The 19042-nt window shown below is 52.1% G+C and carries 28 protein-coding genes and 1 pseudogene; 2 read left to right on the top strand and 27 right to left on the bottom strand.

Annotated features, from left to right (window positions below; all coding sequences use genetic code 11):
- Positions 1 to 9: 9 nt before the first annotated feature.
- From IAE27_RS26970 to traM, 25 genes are all read right to left on the bottom strand, one after another.
- The gene (locus IAE27_RS26970) at positions 10 to 336 is read right to left on the bottom strand and encodes a hypothetical protein (RefSeq protein WP_200093131.1); all 327 of its coding nucleotides are present in this window, start codon (positions 334 to 336) and stop codon (positions 10 to 12) included.
- Positions 337 to 346: 10 nt separating this feature from the next.
- Positions 347 to 574, bottom strand: a complete 228-nt coding sequence (locus IAE27_RS26975; RefSeq protein ID WP_200093133.1) for a conjugal transfer protein TrbE — start codon at positions 572 to 574, stop codon at positions 347 to 349.
- Complete coding sequence (locus tag IAE27_RS26980; RefSeq protein ID WP_200093135.1) at positions 564 to 845, bottom strand: hypothetical protein; 282 nt, start codon at positions 843 to 845, stop codon at positions 564 to 566. The genes IAE27_RS26975 and IAE27_RS26980 overlap by 11 nt, the downstream gene beginning before the upstream one ends.
- A gap of 37 nt (positions 846 to 882) precedes the next feature.
- Positions 883 to 2763, bottom strand: a complete 1881-nt coding sequence (traN, locus tag IAE27_RS26985; protein ID WP_200093145.1) for a type-F conjugative transfer system mating-pair stabilization protein TraN — start codon at positions 2761 to 2763, stop codon at positions 883 to 885.
- A complete protein-coding gene (trbC, locus tag IAE27_RS26990) occupies positions 2760 to 3377 on the bottom strand; it encodes a type-F conjugative transfer system pilin assembly protein TrbC (protein ID WP_040118483.1) in 618 nt (205 codons plus the stop codon). The genes traN and trbC overlap by 4 nt, the downstream gene beginning before the upstream one ends.
- Positions 3378 to 3389: 12 nt before the next feature.
- On the bottom strand, positions 3390 to 4373 hold the full coding sequence (gene traU / locus IAE27_RS26995; RefSeq protein ID WP_200093210.1) for a conjugal transfer pilus assembly protein TraU: 984 nt from the start codon (positions 4371 to 4373) through the stop codon (positions 3390 to 3392).
- A gap of 19 nt (positions 4374 to 4392) precedes the next feature.
- On the bottom strand, positions 4393 to 5019 hold the full coding sequence (gene traW, locus IAE27_RS27000; RefSeq protein ID WP_200093152.1) for a type-F conjugative transfer system protein TraW: 627 nt from the start codon (positions 5017 to 5019) through the stop codon (positions 4393 to 4395).
- Complete coding sequence (gene trbI, locus IAE27_RS27005) at positions 5016 to 5417, bottom strand: type-F conjugative transfer system protein TrbI (RefSeq protein WP_155006081.1); 402 nt, start codon at positions 5415 to 5417, stop codon at positions 5016 to 5018. Before trbI ends, traW begins: the two co-directional genes overlap by 4 nt.
- A gap of 32 nt (positions 5418 to 5449) precedes the next feature.
- The gene (traC, locus tag IAE27_RS27010) at positions 5450 to 8089 is read right to left on the bottom strand and encodes a type IV secretion system protein TraC (RefSeq protein WP_200093154.1); all 2640 of its coding nucleotides are present in this window, start codon (positions 8087 to 8089) and stop codon (positions 5450 to 5452) included.
- 132 nt (positions 8090 to 8221) lie between these two features.
- Positions 8222 to 8626, bottom strand: a complete 405-nt coding sequence (locus IAE27_RS27015; RefSeq protein WP_064362909.1) for a hypothetical protein — start codon at positions 8624 to 8626, stop codon at positions 8222 to 8224.
- Positions 8623 to 8847: a hypothetical protein gene (locus IAE27_RS27020; protein ID WP_022644711.1), complete on the bottom strand. Its 225-nt coding sequence runs from the start codon at positions 8845 to 8847 to the stop codon at positions 8623 to 8625. Before IAE27_RS27020 ends, IAE27_RS27015 begins: the two co-directional genes overlap by 4 nt.
- 16 nt (positions 8848 to 8863) lie before the next feature.
- Positions 8864 to 9163: a hypothetical protein gene (locus tag IAE27_RS27025; RefSeq protein ID WP_020315144.1), complete on the bottom strand. Its 300-nt coding sequence runs from the start codon at positions 9161 to 9163 to the stop codon at positions 8864 to 8866.
- A gap of 28 nt (positions 9164 to 9191) precedes the next feature.
- Positions 9192 to 9605 carry a hypothetical protein gene (locus tag IAE27_RS27030; RefSeq protein ID WP_200093156.1) on the bottom strand — a complete coding sequence of 138 codons (414 nt, stop codon included), beginning with the start codon at positions 9603 to 9605 and terminating at the stop codon, positions 9192 to 9194.
- Between the two features lie 241 nt (positions 9606 to 9846).
- Positions 9847 to 10050: a hypothetical protein gene (locus IAE27_RS27035; RefSeq protein WP_020315141.1), complete on the bottom strand. Its 204-nt coding sequence runs from the start codon at positions 10048 to 10050 to the stop codon at positions 9847 to 9849.
- 146 nt (positions 10051 to 10196) lie between these two features.
- Positions 10197 to 10760: a type IV conjugative transfer system lipoprotein TraV gene (traV, locus tag IAE27_RS27040; protein ID WP_200093164.1), complete on the bottom strand. Its 564-nt coding sequence runs from the start codon at positions 10758 to 10760 to the stop codon at positions 10197 to 10199.
- Between the two features lie 22 nt (positions 10761 to 10782).
- Positions 10783 to 11007 (bottom strand): hypothetical protein, encoded by a 225-nt coding sequence (locus IAE27_RS30020; RefSeq protein ID WP_064362914.1) that lies wholly within the window; start codon positions 11005 to 11007, stop codon positions 10783 to 10785.
- A complete protein-coding gene (locus IAE27_RS27050) occupies positions 10988 to 11557 on the bottom strand; it encodes a conjugal transfer protein TraP (protein ID WP_370511965.1) in 570 nt (189 codons plus the stop codon). The genes IAE27_RS30020 and IAE27_RS27050 overlap by 20 nt, the downstream gene beginning before the upstream one ends.
- A gap of 25 nt (positions 11558 to 11582) precedes the next feature.
- Positions 11583 to 12998 (bottom strand): F-type conjugal transfer pilus assembly protein TraB, encoded by a 1416-nt coding sequence (gene traB, locus IAE27_RS27055; protein WP_200093166.1) that lies wholly within the window; start codon positions 12996 to 12998, stop codon positions 11583 to 11585.
- Positions 12998 to 13738 carry a type-F conjugative transfer system secretin TraK gene (gene traK, locus IAE27_RS27060; protein ID WP_200093168.1) on the bottom strand — a complete coding sequence of 247 codons (741 nt, stop codon included), beginning with the start codon at positions 13736 to 13738 and terminating at the stop codon, positions 12998 to 13000. The genes traB and traK overlap by 1 nt, the downstream gene beginning before the upstream one ends.
- The gene (gene traE, locus IAE27_RS27065; RefSeq protein WP_020323527.1) at positions 13725 to 14291 is read right to left on the bottom strand and encodes a type IV conjugative transfer system protein TraE; all 567 of its coding nucleotides are present in this window, start codon (positions 14289 to 14291) and stop codon (positions 13725 to 13727) included. The genes traK and traE overlap by 14 nt, the downstream gene beginning before the upstream one ends.
- 19 nt (positions 14292 to 14310) lie before the next feature.
- Positions 14311 to 14616, bottom strand: a complete 306-nt coding sequence (gene traL / locus IAE27_RS27070) for a type IV conjugative transfer system protein TraL (protein ID WP_020323523.1) — start codon at positions 14614 to 14616, stop codon at positions 14311 to 14313.
- A 13-nt stretch (positions 14617 to 14629) separates the two neighbouring features.
- Positions 14630 to 14998, bottom strand: a complete 369-nt coding sequence (gene traA / locus IAE27_RS27075) for a type IV conjugative transfer system pilin TraA (protein WP_200093170.1) — start codon at positions 14996 to 14998, stop codon at positions 14630 to 14632.
- Between the two features lie 68 nt (positions 14999 to 15066).
- A complete protein-coding gene (locus tag IAE27_RS27080) occupies positions 15067 to 15267 on the bottom strand; it encodes a TraY domain-containing protein (protein ID WP_200093172.1) in 201 nt (66 codons plus the stop codon).
- Between the two features lie 85 nt (positions 15268 to 15352).
- Positions 15353 to 16054: a hypothetical protein gene (locus IAE27_RS29755; RefSeq protein ID WP_227685310.1), complete on the bottom strand. Its 702-nt coding sequence runs from the start codon at positions 16052 to 16054 to the stop codon at positions 15353 to 15355.
- Between the two features lie 229 nt (positions 16055 to 16283).
- Positions 16284 to 16676 carry a conjugal transfer relaxosome DNA-binding protein TraM gene (gene traM, locus IAE27_RS27090; RefSeq protein WP_200093174.1) on the bottom strand — a complete coding sequence of 131 codons (393 nt, stop codon included), beginning with the start codon at positions 16674 to 16676 and terminating at the stop codon, positions 16284 to 16286.
- Positions 16677 to 17098: 422 nt separating this feature from the next.
- Here traM and IAE27_RS27095 point away from each other — a divergent pair, with 422 nt between their 5' ends.
- Positions 17099 to 17593: a transglycosylase SLT domain-containing protein gene (locus IAE27_RS27095; protein ID WP_020314755.1), complete on the top strand. Its 495-nt coding sequence runs from the start codon at positions 17099 to 17101 to the stop codon at positions 17591 to 17593.
- A gap of 22 nt (positions 17594 to 17615) precedes the next feature.
- On the opposite strand, the gene IAE27_RS27100 is transcribed toward IAE27_RS27095, so the two are convergent.
- The gene (locus IAE27_RS27100; RefSeq protein ID WP_200093176.1) at positions 17616 to 18158 is read right to left on the bottom strand and encodes an antirestriction protein; all 543 of its coding nucleotides are present in this window, start codon (positions 18156 to 18158) and stop codon (positions 17616 to 17618) included.
- A 192-nt stretch (positions 18159 to 18350) separates the two neighbouring features.
- Between IAE27_RS27100 and IAE27_RS27105 the strand changes: the two genes are divergently transcribed.
- On the top strand, positions 18351 to 18632 hold the full coding sequence (locus IAE27_RS27105; protein ID WP_200093213.1) for a hypothetical protein: 282 nt from the start codon (positions 18351 to 18353) through the stop codon (positions 18630 to 18632).
- A gap of 151 nt (positions 18633 to 18783) precedes the next feature.
- On the opposite strand, the pseudogene IAE27_RS27110 reads toward IAE27_RS27105, so the two are convergent.
- Positions 18784 to 19002, bottom strand: a pseudogene (locus tag IAE27_RS27110) (SAM-dependent DNA methyltransferase); the annotation flags it as partial.
- Positions 19003 to 19042: the final 40 nt, after the last annotated feature.

Below are 19042 nucleotides of genomic sequence, written 5' to 3' on the forward strand. Positions count from 1 at the left end.
CTGTTTTAATCAGTGTGGCTGGCGGGAAAGTTGCCGGTAGGCAGCGTGTTTATCGAGCAGGTGAATGACTTCACCCTGACCACTGCGCAGTTCAAAGCGGTAGCCGCTGCAGTAAAGGGGGAAATCGTTTATCGTTAAATTCACCCGCTCCCCACCCCGGACCACCCACGCGACCTGAGACTCCCTGTCACACTGGATACCCCATGCGCGGTTGGTGGCCATAAATGCACTAATCTGTTTATCCCGCCACAGGCTGTAAGACATGATGCTCACCAGAAAAACAACAAACACGCTGACAAACAGCATCACCATTCCATACGATTTTTTCTCTTCCATCCCTGTTCCTTTATTTCCCCTTCTGTAAAAGTCTGGTCAGCGCCGAAAAAAACAGATAACTCATAAGCCCGGCACCGCCCATGCAGAGAATAAAGATAACGCTCAGGATATAATCACTGCCTGATGTTCCTTTGACGGCATCCCATGAAAAGTACAGCACCGGAGAAATGATAATTCCCGTCAGCGTCAGTCTCAGCGAAAAATCGACGGCAGGATTTCTGTGAAAATTAACTTTCATTCTCCTCTCTCCCGTTACGAGTATTCTGTTTTACACTGTCAGCCTTGTGCAGCCCGATAACGTAGAAGATGAGTGATGCCGCCCCCATCCCCATTGACTCAGACCAGCCCCGTGCAGACAGACTGGCAAACGCAACGGCAACAGCGGCCTGGCACGTCAGGGCACCCAGGAATATCAGGAGCAGACGGCGGCCTGACATGCATAAAGCAATACCAGTCGGAATAAAAAGAAAGACCACAAGCAGAACAACCACCATCAATGACGCGGCCATTTAATCACCTTTAGATATGTATGTTATTAAAGAGGGGTTACTTTGCAGAAGACTGTGTGAGAAGCTCTTTGATGCGTTCTTTCGTTTTTTCTGTCAGCGCTGAGTTCTCAGGAATAGACTGGTTCTTCATTAAATCCTCCATGAAGTTCGTGAAATCCAGCTGGTCAAAGTTAATACGCTGAAGCTCGTCCACGCTGATACCCCGACAGTCCGGGCTTTTCGCTCCACCAAATCCGATATGCAGCTGGCCGTTACGTCCCTGCTGCTGAACAATCTGCGCCAGTTTTGAATCAAACTGACAGTAGCTGCGTTTTTTCTCCAGACAGACACCCAGGACTTTTTTCGAACAGAACTCCCCGATGCTGATGGTCAGCTTGTTTGCTTTGGCTTTCGCGAGCGCCTTATCTTCGCCGCTGCAGCGCGCCAGCCCCACATCCTGCCCCCAGCCACTGTCCTTGCAGCAGTTACTGAATCCGGCGGCGAACTTCTTGCAGTATTTCGCATTGCCGGTGAAGGCCCTGACATTCACGCCGTCCATCTCAGCCACGTCCTTACCGGCTGCCGCGAGTGCCGCCAGTTCGGAGACTGCCTGACCAAAATCATTGTTCTTCCCGGAGGCCGCCTTATCGCATTCGCCATCGAGACAGAACACGTCCCCGCCGCAAATCATCTGCTTCCCGCTGGTCCGCGTCTCACAGGAGAACGTGGCGTATTCATGAAGACAGGTCCCGCTTCCGTCCTCACTGTAAAAGGCGCACTGGCGGGATGACAGGGTGCAGGCTTTGTTATCCATCAGAGACTGACAGGCACCAAAATCTGCAGGCTGAGTAATGTACGTGTCCCTGTAAGCCCAGCAGGCCTGATAAACCGGGTACGCTTTCCCGTCCTGCCAGACCTCTTTCGTGCTTCCCGGCTCAGTACATTCTGACGATGTTTTGTTTCCTTCATCTTTGTTAAAGGCGCAGTTCTCAACCCAGGTGACGTCAGGCTCCCACTCTTTTGAGGCGACCTGCATTGTGGCGCGGATGTTCAGCGTGATGTAACCGGAGCGGAGATTCCGGGCCAGTATGCCGGCGAAGTAGCTGACCGAATAGCTGTCATGCAGCTTAATGGTCATAATCTCGTCCCGGCCCTCCACAACCTGATAACCGCCACCGGAAAGGGTTTTCCACTCCTGCCCCCCTTCCACACGAACCGAACCGCCAAGGGCATAGAGCGTCCTTGCCTGCCCCGGTGGCGCATAATTCGGCAGGCTGGTAATGAAATACTGCGCCTCTGCATGAATAAGCGTCCCTGTCACACCAAAGGTGAAGCGGACTTTCACCTGGTCGCCCTCCTGCCAGGCATCCTTCAGCGCCACGCTGTACACCTCTGTCGTCGTCGTATCGTTATAGTGACCGGTAATGGTCGCTGTCCGCATGCAATACTGCTCAACCTGAAGGTCGCGCTCACAGGTGTGGTTCGTGAATTCGCTGCGGTTAACCACCTGGGCCGTACAGGCCTGGCCGGTATCCCCGACAATCGTATCCGCCCGGGATTCGATGTCTTTTGCCGACTGAATAAATGGTGCCTCCGGGGAAACCAGGTCCGGAGGCCGGTTTGTGAATGACTCCGTAATGGTTTTACCGGTCTCGCCCTGGCTGAACTCAGCGGCCGAGTCACCTTTCAGGGCGCTGTCTCCGCTGGCAGTGACACCGCCGTAGTATTTTGTCTGCTCCGGGCTGTCGGTATACCCCGGCAGATTTTGTTCACCGCTGAAGTTTTTCAGCGAGTCCATCCCGCTGCCCTGCACCTGCTTCGCAAAATCCGACCCGGCTTTATAGTCAGTACCGCTGTCAGCACAGGCCGGTGATGCCAGCCAGATGAAGGCACTGAGGACAGAGGCGTGAAGTGTCAGAATGAGCGGGAGTTCTTTCACCGGATACCTCCCAGCATTGTTCTGGCCGTCTGTGCGCAGTCACCTGTTTCCGCCACTTTCTCCAGCGCTTGTTTCAGGCGAATATTGCCGCGCACCACGTCGAACCCCGTCTGACACCGCACCACCAGGGCAGGGACACTCCGGATGTTGTACTGTGCGTACAGCGTCGGGTCGATCTGGACGCCGTCGGTGACACCGTCCTTTACCAGCTGCATCACCGCGTCAGTGGTGGTCTTCATGTCGTTGTTGATTAATCCCCGCAGCGTCGCCGGAATACCGTACTGGCGGGTTTCATGCAGCATGCGCTTCAGCCCCTCTTCCGGTATCGAGAAGGAGACAAAATACAGTGCCCCTTCTGTCGGTTTTTCCTGATTCGCTGCTTTCTGCTGGCTCAGAAGATTATCGATAAACTGGCTGTCTGAGCGGTTGAGTGGATTGCGCTTAATTTGCGCTTCCAGCTCCTGCTGCAGCTGTCTGTCCGGATGCTGGCGCAACTGCTCGCTTAAGTTCTCCTGCTGTTTCAGCCAGGCTCTGTCTTCGGTTGTCGGGCCAACGGCCCCACACACCTTCATGGTCAGTAAGGCCATCACTATCATCGCATTGATAAATTTCATCGGAGACTCCTGTCAGAGGAAGACGCAGTTACGTTTACGCCACATCAGATAGCCGTAGTTCTTTCGTGAGTTGGGGGGATTTCGTCCCGCTTCCCAGCGCATCACGCTGCGACCCACGGGATGGCACTGACCGCTGTCGGGGTACATGTTCACCATCTGATAGCGCCAGCGCTCTTTGGGGATAATCGGGGACGGATACTCATAGCAGACCGCCTTGTCCTTGCCGATGCTCTCCATGATTTGTCCCTGCCGGTGAAGCTTGTACGCCATGCGCTCGCTGACCAGTAACGAGGACTGCAGCGGACTGGACTCGTTACTGACCCAGCCGCTGAACGGGTACATCGACCCCTGAGAGCCGGCGCACCAGAACAGAACATCCAGCGGCATATGAAACGCACTGGCCATCGCATCCGCCGCGCAGGCACCCTGCACAATCGGGTTGGCAAACAGAATGGCTTCCGGATTCAGGATGGTAGTCAGGCTGCTGTCCACCCAGGTCGGGTCAATCTCGGAAAGATACGCAATATCCATATCGCCCCCTTCCAGGCAGCCTGCTGACGTGATGATGTTCAGCCAGTACGTCAGCGGGTATTTGTACCAGTGCACGTGATAGAAGGCCCCGTTCACCTGTTTGTCGTCCTTTTTCGCGGTCCCCATGCCGGTCTTGCCGAGGTTGATGCTGAATCCCCCCAGATTGACCATACAGCCCGGCGAGCGGCTGACGTCCGTCATGGCCATCGGCTCCCAGTACCCGATAGCCAGGCCGGGACGAACAAACAGCGGTGGCGGAGCCGGGCAGAGCTGCAGGGGACTGCCGGGATTGCTGGTATCCGGCAGGTCACCTTTGCCGACCTGCACGCTGCCGAGCGACAGGGGGAAGATACAGCGCCAGCACACATCGGTGATCGGGTTGACGAATCGCCCCTCACAGGAAGGGTCAGCGGCCGCACTGAGGCTGTACCCCCATAATGTCAGGGCACTCAGGAACAGAGTCAGGGTTCTCACGGAAACATCCTTATTTAACAGGGAAGGTCTCAATATTCAGCCGTTCACCGGAGGGGGCAGGCGTGATACGCGCCGGCACCGCGGTCAGCCCGAAACGCTTACTCAGCACGCCGTTCTGGTCGAAATAAATCCGGCTGTCCAGTGCGGCGGACGTGTCCGGCACGCTGCCACGCACCAGGATAATCTTGCTCATCAGGGTTTCCGGCACCTGGCGCTTCATCCACGCCACCTGGTCGGCGTCATCCCCGTTGATGAAATACAGGGTCTGCATAAACGGCACGGTTTTCAGGGGGTTCACCACTTCGCCCTTGCGGGCAAACACCCGGCCCTCATGGTCTTTCAGGTCTTCGGTCAGACGGATGCCGGGGTCAAACCAGCGCTGCTCATACTTCTCTGCCCGTTTAATCCCCTCCACCGGCGCCGGGCGCTGGCTGTTTTCAATGACGCGCTGTTTAAATTCATCCATCGTCTGGTCCCACTGACCGGAGGTCTGCAGTTTCTGCAGACGCTGCGTGATGAGCTGCAGCATGTCCTGCTCGCGCACGGGCCACAAATCCCCCCAGGTCCCGAGGTCGGCCGCCTGTGTCAGCGGCGACAAAAGACAGCTGGCGAGCAGGCAGCCTTTCAGTCGTATCATTGCTGTGCTCCTTTCATCCGGCGGGCAATGTCGTGCTGAATGGTGCGGGTCACATCGGATGCGCCCTGAACCACGGCGGGTGAGACCAGAATGAGCACATGATGTTGCTGCTGATAATCCGCCAGGCTCTTCTCCAGTGCCTCGTTAAACCGGTCCGAGAGCACTTTTGACTGCGCCTCTGTCAGTGGCTTCTGGCTGACGCTGTCCATAAAGCTGTCGAGCGTCTTTTTCATATCGAAGGCCACCACCCGTGGCGTGGTGTACGCCAGCATCACCCGCGTGAGCATGACGTTGCAGGCCAGGGTAAAAACGACGAGGGCGGTGATGACCAGCACCCGCCGGAAAGTGCGCGATGTCGCTTTGTTTTGCTGCTGTTCCGGCCTCTGCTGCTGTTGCATCTGCTCCGTTTGTTGCTCTGCATTCTCTTCCATCAGCGGTTTTCCTCTGTGTCGTTTTCAGATATCCGGGATTCAAGCTCAGCCATCTCCCTGTCAAAGTTGTGGCAGGCCAGGCCGTACACCGCATCGTGAATATCGACACCTTCTGCCCGGCGCGCTTTCATGTACTCGAAGTCCGGGCCTTTGGAGGAGTACATCGCCCTGCTGAGCGGGTCGACAAACAGGCGGTGCCAGGAGCAGTTCGCCTCCACCTGCAGCATAAAAGAGGAGAACCACTGCTCTTTGGCCGAGCCGAAACCGTTAATCATGTCTTTCTCAAGCTTGCTGAACTGGTCGGGGTACAGCTGGTTGTATTTGGCAAACTCCTTCGCTGACTGCTTCAGAATGGCCTTGTACGATGAGTTACCCCAGGCGGCCCGTGCAGCGCTTGATGCGGTCGGGGAGTCGAAGTCGACGATGTTCTGGGTAATGGTGATATAAGCCCCGGTGTGCCGGCGCGCCGTCCGGTAGCCCTTCTCGATAAAGGTCCCGACCTTCTCGTTTTTGAAGTCCAGCAGTCGCCAGCCCTCGTCAATCACGTTGAGTTTTTTCAGGCTGCGGGGAGACTGGTACATCCGGTTCTCGATATAGATAATGAGCGAGAACATCACCGCGACCAGCAGGGACTGCCGGGATTCCAGCCCGCCCAGTTCAAGAACCACCATCCGGGCATCGTCGTGCAGGGACGGCTCATCGGAGTTGAAGTATTCCCCGTACAGCCCGTTCACCGTGTACTGGTCGAGCAGGATAATCATGTCATCAAGACGGCTGCGCACCCCCGGTGAGTCGGCGTATTCGTCACTGTCTTTCTCGCTCTGGAGAAAGGCCACCACATCATCGATACGCGCCTTGTTGCGCTTACTCAGCCAGGCCGCCCGGACCGCCTGCAGGAGCAGACCTTCGTGCACTTCATCCAGGTTGCCGTTGGGACTGGCCATCACCGACATCTGGTCGCGGATACGCTCGGCGGACAGGTCAAAGTTCGCGTCATCGAGAATATTGGCGAACGGATTAAACTTCAGCGAGTCGCCGTCGAGATACACGCCACCCATGTTTTCGCACAGGGACTTGTAGCCGTCGCCCATGTCGAAGACCCAGGCAAAACCGCCGGAGTCGAGCACGCTGCGAATGAGGGGCTGAATCAGACCGGTTTTCCCCGCCCCGGAGGTGCCGCAGACCGCCATGTTGAAGTTGGTGTTGTTCATTCCCTCGTAGAACAGATCGATGAACGCCAGCTGGTTACGGTAGGTGGGGGCCAGGAGTCCTGCCGGCGCCAGCGGACTGTCAGCGACAACCGGCAGAAGGTTGGCCACCTGGAACGTCTCAGCCCGCTTCACCACACCTGCCGCCTGCAGCTCTTTAAACAGGCCTTCGCCGCACTTGAACGGCATCATGGCCAGAAAATTACGCAGGTGATGGTAGCGGGCCGGGATAAGCTGGAAGCCGCCCTTACGGTAGCTGTTGAGCACCTGCTGTTCGGTAGCGAGAGAGGCCTCTGCGTTGTCGGCGGTATACGTGGTGATGTTAAAGAAGTAGGACACCAGAGAGGTCTGGTTGGTCGCCAGACGCTGGCGGATATCGCCCCACTCCTGCACCTCCTTTATCACGTTCGGAAAATACTTCGCGTAGGAGGTTTTGCTTTTCTTCTCCACGTCCATGAATTTCAGGTTGGCTTCGTTCTGGGTCTTCACCTGATCCTCGACCATCAGCGTCAGCGTGATGACAAAGGGGCAGGAGATGGAGAGCTCAGGGTTCAGCAGGTTGGCGTAGTTGTCCGCGGCGGTCCAGAGAAAGGCGATTTCCGGGTCACACTCCAGATGGTAGTTCGTCACCCGGGTCACGCACTCTTTCCCGCCGCGCCCCAGGCGGCCGATTTTCAGGTGACCGGCGGTGACCTGCATGTCGAAGCTGTCATCCACGCACTGGTAGTTCAGGTCCTGATACGGGTCCAGCTTGTACGGCACCCGGTACATCTCGTGCGGGTCCGGGTTAATCAGCTCCCGCATCAGTTCGACCAGCCCGGCTGCATCGAGAATACGCGTCGGGATGTAAGCCCCGCCGAGCGATGCCCGTAACACTTTAATCTGATTCTCCAGCTCCACAATTTGCGAGGTGGAGTTCTTCTTGCGGGGCACGCAGCAGGAGATGTAGACGCGGTAGTTACGCAGCGTCAGGGGCAAATCCAGATTGTCCGGCAGGGGAAACTGTGTTTCCGCTGCCCGGAGGTAGTAGGCGCGGGTGATGGCATTAAACTTTTTAGCCTGTGTACCGCTCCAGCGGAATTCACGCAGGCCGTAGTCGATATCATTCCCGACCAGCTTACTGGATACCAGATGAAAACTGACCGGCACACCGCGGGGAAGTTTACTGCGCAGTAAATGCTCCAGCGTGGAGACGATATCTTTATCCGCACCGGGAAGCGGGCGCGCTTCAAACATATAGCCGACGGTTTTGTTATTAATAAACAGCCCGGTGGCAGAGTCATAATCCTTATAAGGCAGGATACGGCTGAACTGCGGAAAGTTCATGCTGCCCAGCGTGTCATTGGCTTTGGCAGATTCGTCGGGCAGCTTCAGCGCAGAGACCAGCGAGTTCACGGCCTGCGCGACGGTATCCATGATGTTATTACTCATGCGAGCATTCCTTAATACATTTTAGAAATTCAGAGAAATATCAGGCTGTAGTTCGCGGATATATCACGCAAAGCCATTTTTAAAATCGCAGACACAAATAAACACCGAAAGTCGCTCAGGCGAATTTAAAAACTATTTACCTGCACGCTTATATAACTCCCACTGGCGGATATACTCATCATACTGAACCGTCGGTATATTAATGATGACACCGGCACAATCCAGTTTATTAACAGGTTCGGTAAATGCGCCCGTCGGAATGTTTGCCTCAAGGAGTTTACAGTCATTTTTCCAGTGTCTCCCGGCTTCCAGCTCATCCATCGTGAATGACCGACTGGTAAAGACGATAAGTGTGACAAACGCAACCACTGCCATAAGCGCACTAAAGAAAAATACATTAGCCCTGCAGACTCGCAGATTAATCTTTTCAGGGATAACAAACATGGCCAGCGCACCGACAACACCGATAACGAAAAGGATCAGGCACACACCAATAAGCCACTCAATATTATCGCCTTCAAGGTAGTAGGCTCTCATTGACTGCCTCCGTTCAGCGTTTCCATCGTACTGTTCAGGGGTTCTCGCGTTTTAACTTCAATGCACTCACCCGTATTACTTCCGAACCTTCTGTTGCCTCCACGCGCTTCGACTGCACGCAGCATTTTGAGGCACACATCCGTATTGGGCATAGGTGTGATACTCCAGATACCACCGGCACTAGCCGGTGTCATCAGCACCAGAAAAATGAAGGTATGCATACCTTATTGTCTCCGTTTATAAATTAACGCCGAACAGTTCTTCAATTAATTCTGCGATGGTTTTTATTTGCTTATCGCCATTTATCGCCCTGTCATAATCAGCCTTGCTGACATTTTCAATAACGTCACCACACTGAAGCCGGTTTTGCGCGGAAGAGAGAAACCCCCTGTCAATATTCGACTCCAGTAACCGGCAGTCATTAATCCAGTGATGAGCCTGCGCCTCGGGTACAGCGTGGCTGTCAGAAGATAACAACAGAGCATACCCGACCACAGTAATGACCAGCGCGAGACCCCATTTGAATAATTCACTCATAATCAGCACGACCTTTCAGTAAATAAATTCAATGCAATTCACTCTGCATTTTTTCAGACGAACCAGCCTCTGGTCTGTACTTAACAGGAAGGTAGCGGGTTATCCCATCAGGGCAGGACCAGGCATCTTTTGTTGTCCCGAATAATCCTGCCTGTTGTGCTCCAAATGCGGAGATCTTGCAGTTTTTAAGCGTAAAGGAAATATTTTCTTTTCTTTGTTGAATATTTTTATAAGTAGACTCAGGTTCAAGTGCAGCAATAAATACAAACAAACAAAATAAGACATCAATTACCAGGAGGATTAGTTTACTCCACCATGACCTGAAATCCTTCAGAACAAAAAAAACAGAAATAACTCCAGTACCCGTAATCATGAAAATCAGTGGTATGTATACCGACTCTTCTTTCAGAAGCAGCCAGGTATATTTAAAAGCCTCAGTCATTATCCCATCCTCTGAACACGCTACCGCCCTCCCCTTTCAACGCGCAGGGTACTCGTTATAAAGCCAGTAATAAGAAAGCGCGCCCCCGCCGGAAATGGCGCAGGCGTGTGGGATATCAGTTAATCCGGGGGCTGGCCCCATGCCGATGGCATCACCACAAATAACACCGTGGTGATGCTCTGGATAAAACACCAGGGCATCATCAATCCTTGCCCGAAATTGATACTTGACTCCTTTGGACTTAACAGACTTCCTTATACCAGAGCCTGAGCATTATAAAACAGGTGTCGGTAGAGAAACCGTCGCCAGTAACTTCGGTCAGGGTTTCAACTGAAATTACCTGAATATTCTTGTTTTCAATCCATTCATTCATTTTACGGACGCAGTCAATCTCCCCATCGCCAGATGTTTTTTTATCTTTTTTAAAATCCTGAAACTTAATCATAAAAAACGACTCCATTCTTCATAAATTTTCAGACCACAAGCGCGAGGTGTAAAGCACGCTACCGCCCATCCCTTTCAACGCAGAGGGCACTCGTTTTAAATCCGGTGTACATTCAGTATTCACAGCGCCATTAACGCCGCTGTTGATTAGTTAATTCGGGGCTGGCCCCATGCCGATGGCGTCACCACAAATAACACCGTGGTGGGCTGGTGATAGACGTCTTCAGCATCGATATACGGCGCTATCCAGAGGGAGGCCGTCTGTTCTCCCTTCCTGAGTGGGCGGGGATAATTGCCCGGCAGCGTTACAGGTGAACGAAATGTCTGACTGACCGGCGTGGCAGTGAGCGGCGCGGTCCGATTGCTGGCGTTTTGCACCGGGTGTACTGGCGGCGCGCTCAGCATGCCTGCCGGTTTCACTGCCGCCGTTGACACTGGAGTTGTGCCGGTTGCAGAGAGGGTCGGTTGCGGCGGCAGCGGGTACGATACCTGCGACAGCGTGCGGAAGTTGCCGTCAGCCAGTCGAGGCAACCCGGCCGCAGCCGGCTTTGCGGCGCTTTCCTCCCGGGCCTTCGCTTTCTCATTCGCCTGCTCCATCGTGATACAGGTATCCGATGTCGTGGCATTACATTCGAATTCCGTCTCTGTGCCCGCGCACCCGGTTAAGAGCAAAGCGCTGCCCAGAGGAATTAACAGCATTAATTCCTTCATGATATTTCTCGCTATTTATCAGTTATTTTTTCAGGTTCATCCTGAACAGAGTGTTTGCCTTAATCGTCCGGACAAATTTATCCCGCTCTCCCGGACTCATCGCTTCGTCAACACGCTTAAGCTGAGTGACATCCGATCGGGCGAAAATCAGTTCTGATGAAAACGCTGTTTTTCCTGCACCAGGCTCCCCGACCGGAACCGCATTACCGGTTTCATCGGGGTATGGATTATTTCTCTTTGTTTTCATTTTTATCTTCCTCGCTAAATCTGGCGGAAGGGTCATAAATCACGATGGTCTCACCGCGTTTCTGATATCCGGCCAGTAACGGTGATATCGCGCCTTTGCCGGGTCTGCATCCGGGAAAAACATTCCCCCGCGCATCCCTCACCCACGTGATACCTGTTCTGCTGGCAGGGGTACGGCCGAAAACCACCGCGACACCCGTAAACACCACCGCCATCAGAAACCAGAGCCAGAGGATATTTTTCGTGTAGCCCTGGTCGATATGTGCTGCATACCCTGCCGCATCCGTACTGAAAGAAGAGCAATCCTCCTGTAAAACAGGAGGCAGTAATGGCTTCACCGCATCACCATTGAGTGCTTCGCGCGAAGCGGGTCCCGTGCAGTCGTGAATGACATATCCTTCCCGCTGCACCGATTCGATGGTATTCACCAGCATCTGACCGGGCGTGATATGACCACGCCACAGCACTGTTACAATCAGCAGCATCATCGTGGCCAGCGGATACACCACCGCATGCTGAATCAGCCAGCGGAACCAGCGCAGCGAGGACATGGACAGAGCGAGAGCAGTGCGGGACTTAACCATGATTTTCTCCCTGCGCTTCTCCGCCTGGTGAGAACTGGCGTGGGTCAAGTTTGCCCAGCTTCTTCAGCATCTCGTCAGTGTTAAACCCGTTCAGGTTGCTGCCTGACTGTTGCGCTTCAGGCTGCGAGACCGGCTCCTGATTCTGCGCCTGTTGTTGACCGTTCTTTTCCGCTTCCAGCTCCTCAATAGTTTTCAGCTGGAAACCATCCTGGAAGACCACCGTCACCTCATTGCCGGCACCAATCGGGATAACCGGGTGATACTGCTCCGCGCGTTTGATGTAGTACTCGCTCAGCGTCTGCGCTGCTTTCGATGCACCGCCACCAATCCCCATTTTCAGAACATCGCCGGCACCGACCGTCGCCGTGGCCCCGAGACCCACGGACGGCTGTGACGCCCGCTCCATCCCCTGACCAATTCCGTCAACAAAGCCAGCGCCCCAGGCCCAGCCGAGGATTTTGCCGTTACGCATCACGACTTCCCCTTTCACCCCGTTCTTGCCCATGAAAGAGACGTGCCCGGCTATCGGCTGGTCGATGGTTTTATCGCCCTTGATGCAGCTGATATTGCGGGTGCGGACGATGGCACGCTCACTGGAAACATCCCCCCAGGCTTCGAGACCGACAAAGCAGCCGGTCAGGTCATACGTTTTGCTGTTCGGCATCTCGACACGACCCACCACACGCAGCTGCATCGGCACCGTGGACTCGTTACCCGTGACAGAAGCATTCGCATCGGCCCCTTCAATCAGGATGCTCTTCGCAAAGCTGCCGGAAGGGATATAGGGCAGCTCCCGCCCTTTTTTGCCCCTGTTGTAGTTGAACGTTTTACGCTGTATCTGGTTCGGAACCGGCACAGACTGGTAGCTGACCTGTGGCGGTAGTGTCACACCATTGCCCGGATAAAATGCCGTCGGAGGCGGTACCGCTGCGCCTGACTGCGGCGGATAACTGGCAGGCTGCGGCTCGCCTTCCGGGCCAGGAGGCGGAGACGGCGGTGTTGGCGCAGGTTCGCCGCCAGAGACAGCCGGCTTAACGCCCAGCGCCTTCAGCTGTTCCTGCATGGCCGCATTCTCATTGCTGAGTTTGTCGATACGGACCTGGTCTGCATTCCGCGCTTTACTGAGCAGGTCCACTTCCCCCTGCAGGGAGGCAAATCGCTTGTTCAGGTCTGCCGCCGTGGCCTGCATCTCGGTGGTGGCATGCTGCTCCACTTTGCTGTTGAAGCTGCTGTCGACCACCCCGGTCATGTCCGGTGCGGGTTCGCCCTGAGCAGGGGCCTCTTCATCAGAGCTCAGGTTCAGCTCTGACAGATACAGACCGCCGCCAACGGCAGCTGCGCCGCCCACCAGAATGAGCCCCAGCCAGAGGTACTGCTTGCGCTTAATCAGCGTGTTGAAGTTCGCCATCAGCGGTTCCCTCCAGCATCAGAGGTGGTCACCCAGACCTGCATCCGGCCACCGGCGGTCAGCGGTCCTGCAGGCGTACTGAGCATGACGGCGCGCGTGCCGGGCTGCCAGAAATCGCTCTCACGCACCATACGAGGCGACAGCGAGACATTATCCAGACTGTAACGGACGACCTTCAGGTGATGCCCTGTCCAGACTTTCTCTGCCGTGGCACGCAAACCGGCTGGCACCGCCAGCGTTTCTGACGTGACCGGGACAGCCTGATAGTCACCAGGAACACTCCCCTGGCGCACGGCACGGTTCAGGGTGACCAGTACGGATTCATACGGATTAGACTCTTCCCATGCCCTGGCCGGTCCCGGTGTTCCCGACAATTCACTGACAAGCTGAATGGTTCTACCGACGCCTGCGCGCGGCACAGCACGTATGGAGAAGTTCAGGCCGCGCTCGGTTTCCACGATAAAGGTGAACGGCTTTTTACTGACGGTCGCCAGAATAGCCCCCCCGCTGTCGGTCTGCTCCTGGTTGGTCAGGCCGCCATCCAGGCTGTTAATCGCGGTGATACGGTCCCCGGGTACAGTAAAAAGGTTCGGATCGGTGTTGCTCACCGCGATATTAGCCTGCCCGCCGTTTGTCAGAGGGACCACGGTCGGGGCCAGCGTCCCACTGAGGGTGGCGGACATTGCAGGCACCGTAAATAACAGGCAACCTGAAATAAATAACGGATTAATTTTTTTCATTATTTATTTCTCCGAAACGCGCCAGCCAGCTGACACCGTCGACACGACTGAACTGAATGACATAACTTTTAATTTCGCTGTAGGGTTTCGAATCACCAATCCATGTTTTCAGCTCCCCCCTGATATCAACGCGGTTCTCCGCAGGCCAGGCGCGGACAGACGTCATATAAAAGGTGGCATTAACATTATTTTCTTTTATTCGTTTCGCATCTTCAGCCAGCTGGACCTTAAGACTGTTCTGCGAGGCCGGTAATACATACCGGAGCAGCTGCTGATGCTGGGCATCAACCGTTTCCGGTGTGACGTTAAGGCGAAGCGCAATAAAACTCAGCCCCAGTTGTTCAATATAAGAGGCGTCGGCCTGATTCTGTGAAACCGCAAACGGGGCACTGAATAACATCGGTGTCACCGCCACTTTCTGTTCTGTCTGAAGGCGGTAGTTATTAATGCCCTGAATGATATTTGTCGCAAGACTGAGGGTAAAAAGCGTCCCCAGACAGATAAATCCCACGGCGATAACACGCGTGGTATCTTGCCTGGCACCATGTTCCATATGTTATTTCCCCGTTGATTTATTTAATCCACTGCCGGAAACAGGAGTCCGGAACATCATGAAAGAAACCTTTAAGAAGAGACGTTGGCAGATACCAGTAAATCAGGTCGCGTAGCCAGGAGCTGCCCCGCCCTTTTTTCAGTTTCTTGATACCCCAGAAAACCAGTGCCGCTGCAGCCATACCAAATATGAACTTGCTGGTCCAGAAACCCCAGCCGAGACATATCACGGCCGGGATAAGTTCATCGAGATATAAACCAAACCAGCGGGACTGGTTAGTCAGTGTTTCCGGGAAACGGTATTTCTTTAATTCGTCTCCCGTCATCACTTATTCCCTGTCAGTATCCGGCGACTGACATACCGATGGTGATAAAGGTGGAAATAATGGCGAAGCCAAACAGGAATTTCACGTTCTTGGTCATCATGTACATGATGCCACCTGCGATAACTTCTGCCAGTACCACCCACTTGACCACGCTGGAAGACTTACCGAAGGTACCCTTGACCGTGGTATCACCGGACTTCATCAGGTCGGTTGCGGTGGTGGTGGCCATCGCAGCGTCCGGGAAAAACGCCGCCACAGCAGCAACCGGCAGCCCAACTTTAGCGACTTTCAGAGCTTTCTTTTTGTTGAAAACGCGGGTCAGAAAAGACGGCTTAGTTTCTTCAGAGACAGCAGTGTCCTGAACACTTAATACAGCATTCATGTTTATATCCTTTAAAGAGAATGTATATGTTAGTTAAAAATCACGCCTGCACTTTATTGATTATACTCTTACCTTTCTTCCTCCTCTTTCTGTTCCGAAAAGATATAGTTTGGGAAACGCTTTAAATGATCTTTAAGGCGCATAGCCACCTCAGTTGATTTAGTTCTGCCACTTCGATTCTTGGCACTAACTAAAACATTATGAGTGTCGTCATCAAGGTAAACGGAAACAAGAGTTTTGTTTCCGTTACTGGTATAACGCTTTGACACACAATTTCTCCGATTCGAGACCTTATAGACAAATCATTACACAGAAAGACACAGGAAATAAAGGGGCTAAATAGCCCCAAATTATTTAACACCTTTTTAACACTATATATTCGTAAACATTCTCAATAAAAAAATATATTTTCCTGGTCTTATAACAATCAGATATAAATGAGCTAAAGGAAGGATAGATCTCCAATACTTTCTCTTTCGAACGATCGATTCTTTTTTTTACAATTTTTTGAGATACACAGATATAACTTGATATATCCAAACAACTAAAACCAAGTACATAAAATGAAAGGGGAATGATATTCAAATCACTTATCCTTGAAATAGCCTCATCAAAATCTGAATTACCTTTTGATTTTATAAACTCCATTTTCCGGCTGGATAATGGCACCGTTATCAGAAGATTTATTTGCCAAAAAAAATAAAAATCATCATCCAAAAGACTGATACACTCAATCCGAATTTGAAAATTCGATTTTCCATACGAAAAGATTTTACTTAACACACAACCTTTACCTAGCACCATGCAATCAAGTTCTAATTGGGAAAGCATCAACTCCAATTCGTTAAATGAGCTTGAGAAACTACCTGTCACACCTTCTGTTTTAAAAAAGTCATAGATTTGTTCAAATGCTGTATTTGAATATAGTACATCGCGTTGTTGATTTCTTACGCAAACAGAGACAGGTGATGTGTTATATAACGCCTTTATGTGGAGAATAGTTTCCCTAACCGATTGACTTAATCCTTCATCACTACTACGATCCATCGCACACATAGGTGCCTCCTTAGAAGGTTTCTATGGATAGTTGGTGTAGAGAGGCTCAATCTCTCTACACCAATGCTGCTCAAATTTTAAAATACAGTTGAATTATATAATTCAGATCGCAGAATGTCACTAAAGAACGATAGATCTTTATGCTGAATATCGAACTTAATTAAGCACAATCTATTTTATTTAACAATCATACTGAAAAGATAAAATAAGAACACGAAACATCCTTTACCTATTCATAGCGCTCACTTTCGACATCAGGAAAAAAAACATCCATAACTTCTTTAGCATCATCCCTGATATTCATAACCATCGATTTGAAATCAAAACGTTCATCGCCTTTAATATGTGGACTAAGCGATTCGATAGCCAGTACTTTTGATATCGTGAATTGAGTTTTCAATACATTTTCAAGCAACAGCTTATTGAATTCTGTCTGATTGAATCCTGACTCTTTTCGTTCCATCTGGGCTTCATACACACGCAAACCAAGCTCAAGAAGCATTGAGGCGACACTAGAAAAGCTGACATCCTTCTCCTTTGCCCCTTCAGCTCTGCGTTTTTCAACAATTGAGTTAATTTTTTCTGCTACTTCATCACTGGCATATGCCTGAACTCTGGCCATTCCCTTTCCCTTATTTAAATCACCACCAATAAAACCATTACGAATGAAACATACCCTGAGTTTTATAAGATTACAACTCTAGACTTAAGTCGCGACTCAAGGCAAGTTGCTTTGCAACTTACTGCACGACTTAAGTCTAGAGTTGAGTTTTTATAACTCATTGAAACTATATTAATGAGTTGAATCCAACTCGTCAGAGAGTTGCTGATGAGTTGTCAGCGACTCACTGACAACTTCCTTTCACACATTAAAAAAATGTACTGCACATTATTATTTTCTTAACTCACTGTTTCCAAAATACAATCTGCAAAATTTTAATTTTGCGTAGTGTGTGGTGATTTTGTGGTGAGGAGTGCATATTTGTTGAGTCTGGTTCTGGTCTGGGTTAACGTAATTACAGGAATCGGCCCGGAGGGAGTCTTTTGAGAAAAAAACTGGCGTTTGCTGCCCTGTTATTAATATCCACGCCTGCATGGGCCACGGATTGTTTTGATATGGCGGGACGGGATTACCGGATTGATCCGGATCTGCTCCGGGCTATTTCATGGCAGGAATCGAAATGGGTGGTGGATGCTGTCGGTAAAAATCCGGGAACAGGATACGGTGCCGGACTGATGCAGATCGATTCGCAGCACCATGCCCGGTTATCGGAGTTCGGTATTAAACCGGAACATCTTCTGACGGATGCCTGCCTGAATATTTACACTGGCGCGTATTATCTGGCGCTGGCGTTTAAGAAGTGGGGCGTCAGCTGGGAGGCAGTCGGTGCCTACAACGCGGGATTCCGCAGAACGGACAGGCAGGACATGCGACGACTGGCCTATGCGAGAAAGATTGAGGCTATCTACAGGGCCATCAAGGCAAATAAAAACGCCGGACAATCCCGGGCTGTTAAAAACGAAAGACCTCATGAATGAGGTCTTTTTTTCAGATGTCTGATTAGTCTATCGCCCGCCAGATTAAATGCCGTTCGGGATGATGAATAATGCTGATATAATCTTTCAGTGCATCCTGACGGGAAACCAGATGTTTACAGACGCGGGCATATTCCGGCCCCATATCCGCCACCTGCCATGACAGCCAGTTCATTATCGTCAGCGTGGCAATAATTCCTGCTGCATCGGCGCTGACGTCACCGTCAAAATAATTGCCGGGGATGCGCATCCTGTAAGACTGTTTTCCTTCCGGCGCAATGTACCCGGTCTGCGTGGTGATGAACTGAATACGGTTCGGGGTAATATTCCCGCCGACACCCTGCGGAATAATCCAGTAAGACCAGAATCCGTCATCGTAATCCGAATGCTGGCGTAACCAGCCTGCCGCCATATTATCGGCTGACGGTGTAAAAAAGAGGGCCGGGATAAAATCCAGACGCTCATCGCCATCGGTGACGGCATAACGCAGATATTTGTCTGTTTTAAATTGTTCGTCTGATTCACGAGTGGCGGTGTTGACGTTGGGGTTGACGTTTATTGTGTGCATGCTGAATGTCTCCTTTGCGGTTTATTAAATCGTTCGACTTCATCACTGAGCGGCAAAGGGCAATTTGCAGCCGACGGGGAGGAAATAAAGGGGCGCGAAGCGTTTATACACCCCTTTATTTTCGCCACGACGGATGCTAAAAGCCGCCCTCCGCGAAAAGATGATGTCGGGCGATATAGCGCGGGGCTGAGCATGCACACAACCCGGAACGTCAATTCGGTGTTTATCGAATTCACGTTCCGGCCATCAGAGTGGCGGGTATTTATCGCCACGGTGAAAGCGGCGCATCCTGATAAGGATGCAGCAAGCGCGATGTTGAATTTGCGTCAGGATGAAAGCCCGAAGGGCAGAGACAGCTTGCTGGCTCTGTTCACGACAGCCGTGTCCCTTCAGGGACGACGCCCGGGCCGTTATATTTTTTATTCTTCACAAAGGATAAATACCAGAACAGATAAACAGCAGGATGCCGGATGAAATATAACAGTGACAAACAAATAATAATGAAGAGAGAAACCCGCGACTGACTGATACGGGCGGCGCGTAGCGCAGCCGGTATTATCCGGCACCGCAGGTGCGCGGCCTTTTTTCCGCAGTCGGGCAGGATATCCCCTGCCCTTCCGGTTATTTACGCAGCCTCCTGTATCCCGCGCATAAAGTCCCGCATCGCCCTGAACCGGTTCAGGTCAGCCAGCCTTTTTTCAAAGTCATTGAGATAGTACACGGGAGTGTATCTTACCCGCCGGAACTGCATTGTCAGGGTGTTACCCGTGACCACTTCGGCGGCAATACCCAGCAGAGACAGCTGGATGAAAGCCATATCTGCCGCCACCGGATCGATATCTGAGGTTTCTCTGGCCATGTTGAACACATCGGCAAAACTCAGC

Source organism: Klebsiella sp. S69 (assembly GCF_016516145.1).
GTDB classification, from domain to species: Bacteria; Pseudomonadota; Gammaproteobacteria; order Enterobacterales; family Enterobacteriaceae; genus Klebsiella; species Klebsiella oxytoca.

Coding starts and splice junctions, on each gene's coding strand:
- IAE27_RS26970 (WP_200093131.1), bottom strand. CDS start 336: ATGGAAGAGAAAAAATCGTATGGAATGGTGATGCTGTTTGTCAGCGTG.
- IAE27_RS26975 (WP_200093133.1), bottom strand. CDS start 574: ATGAAAGTTAATTTTCACAGAAATCCTGCCGTCGATTTTTCGCTGAGA.
- IAE27_RS26980 (WP_200093135.1), bottom strand. CDS start 845: ATGGCCGCGTCATTGATGGTGGTTGTTCTGCTTGTGGTCTTTCTTTTT.
- trbC (WP_040118483.1), bottom strand. CDS start 3,377: ATGAAATTTATCAATGCGATGATAGTGATGGCCTTACTGACCATGAAG.
- traW (WP_200093152.1), bottom strand. CDS start 5,019: ATGATACGACTGAAAGGCTGCCTGCTCGCCAGCTGTCTTTTGTCGCCG.
- trbI (WP_155006081.1), bottom strand. CDS start 5,417: ATGCAACAGCAGCAGAGGCCGGAACAGCAGCAAAACAAAGCGACATCG.
- traC (WP_200093154.1), bottom strand. CDS start 8,089: ATGAGTAATAACATCATGGATACCGTCGCGCAGGCCGTGAACTCGCTG.
- IAE27_RS27015 (WP_064362909.1), bottom strand. CDS start 8,626: ATGAGAGCCTACTACCTTGAAGGCGATAATATTGAGTGGCTTATTGGT.
- IAE27_RS27020 (WP_022644711.1), bottom strand. CDS start 8,847: ATGCATACCTTCATTTTTCTGGTGCTGATGACACCGGCTAGTGCCGGT.
- IAE27_RS27025 (WP_020315144.1), bottom strand. CDS start 9,163: ATGAGTGAATTATTCAAATGGGGTCTCGCGCTGGTCATTACTGTGGTC.
- IAE27_RS27030 (WP_200093156.1), bottom strand. CDS start 9,605: ATGACTGAGGCTTTTAAATATACCTGGCTGCTTCTGAAAGAAGAGTCG.
- IAE27_RS27035 (WP_020315141.1), bottom strand. CDS start 10,050: ATGATTAAGTTTCAGGATTTTAAAAAAGATAAAAAAACATCTGGCGAT.
- traV (WP_200093164.1), bottom strand. CDS start 10,760: ATGAAGGAATTAATGCTGTTAATTCCTCTGGGCAGCGCTTTGCTCTTA.
- IAE27_RS30020 (WP_064362914.1), bottom strand. CDS start 11,007: ATGAAAACAAAGAGAAATAATCCATACCCCGATGAAACCGGTAATGCG.
- IAE27_RS27050 (WP_370511965.1), bottom strand. CDS start 11,557: ATGTCCTCGCTGCGCTGGTTCCGCTGGCTGATTCAGCATGCGGTGGTG.
- traB (WP_200093166.1), bottom strand. CDS start 12,998: ATGGCGAACTTCAACACGCTGATTAAGCGCAAGCAGTACCTCTGGCTG.
- traK (WP_200093168.1), bottom strand. CDS start 13,738: ATGAAAAAAATTAATCCGTTATTTATTTCAGGTTGCCTGTTATTTACG.
- traE (WP_020323527.1), bottom strand. CDS start 14,291: ATGGAACATGGTGCCAGGCAAGATACCACGCGTGTTATCGCCGTGGGA.
- traL (WP_020323523.1), bottom strand. CDS start 14,616: ATGACGGGAGACGAATTAAAGAAATACCGTTTCCCGGAAACACTGACT.
- traA (WP_200093170.1), bottom strand. CDS start 14,998: ATGAATGCTGTATTAAGTGTTCAGGACACTGCTGTCTCTGAAGAAACT.
- IAE27_RS29755 (WP_227685310.1), bottom strand. CDS start 16,054: ATGTGTGCGATGGATCGTAGTAGTGATGAAGGATTAAGTCAATCGGTT.
- traM (WP_200093174.1), bottom strand. CDS start 16,676: ATGGCCAGAGTTCAGGCATATGCCAGTGATGAAGTAGCAGAAAAAATT.
- IAE27_RS27100 (WP_200093176.1), bottom strand. CDS start 18,158: ATGCACACAATAAACGTCAACCCCAACGTCAACACCGCCACTCGTGAA.
- IAE27_RS27105 (WP_200093213.1), top strand. CDS start 18,351: ATGCACACAACCCGGAACGTCAATTCGGTGTTTATCGAATTCACGTTC.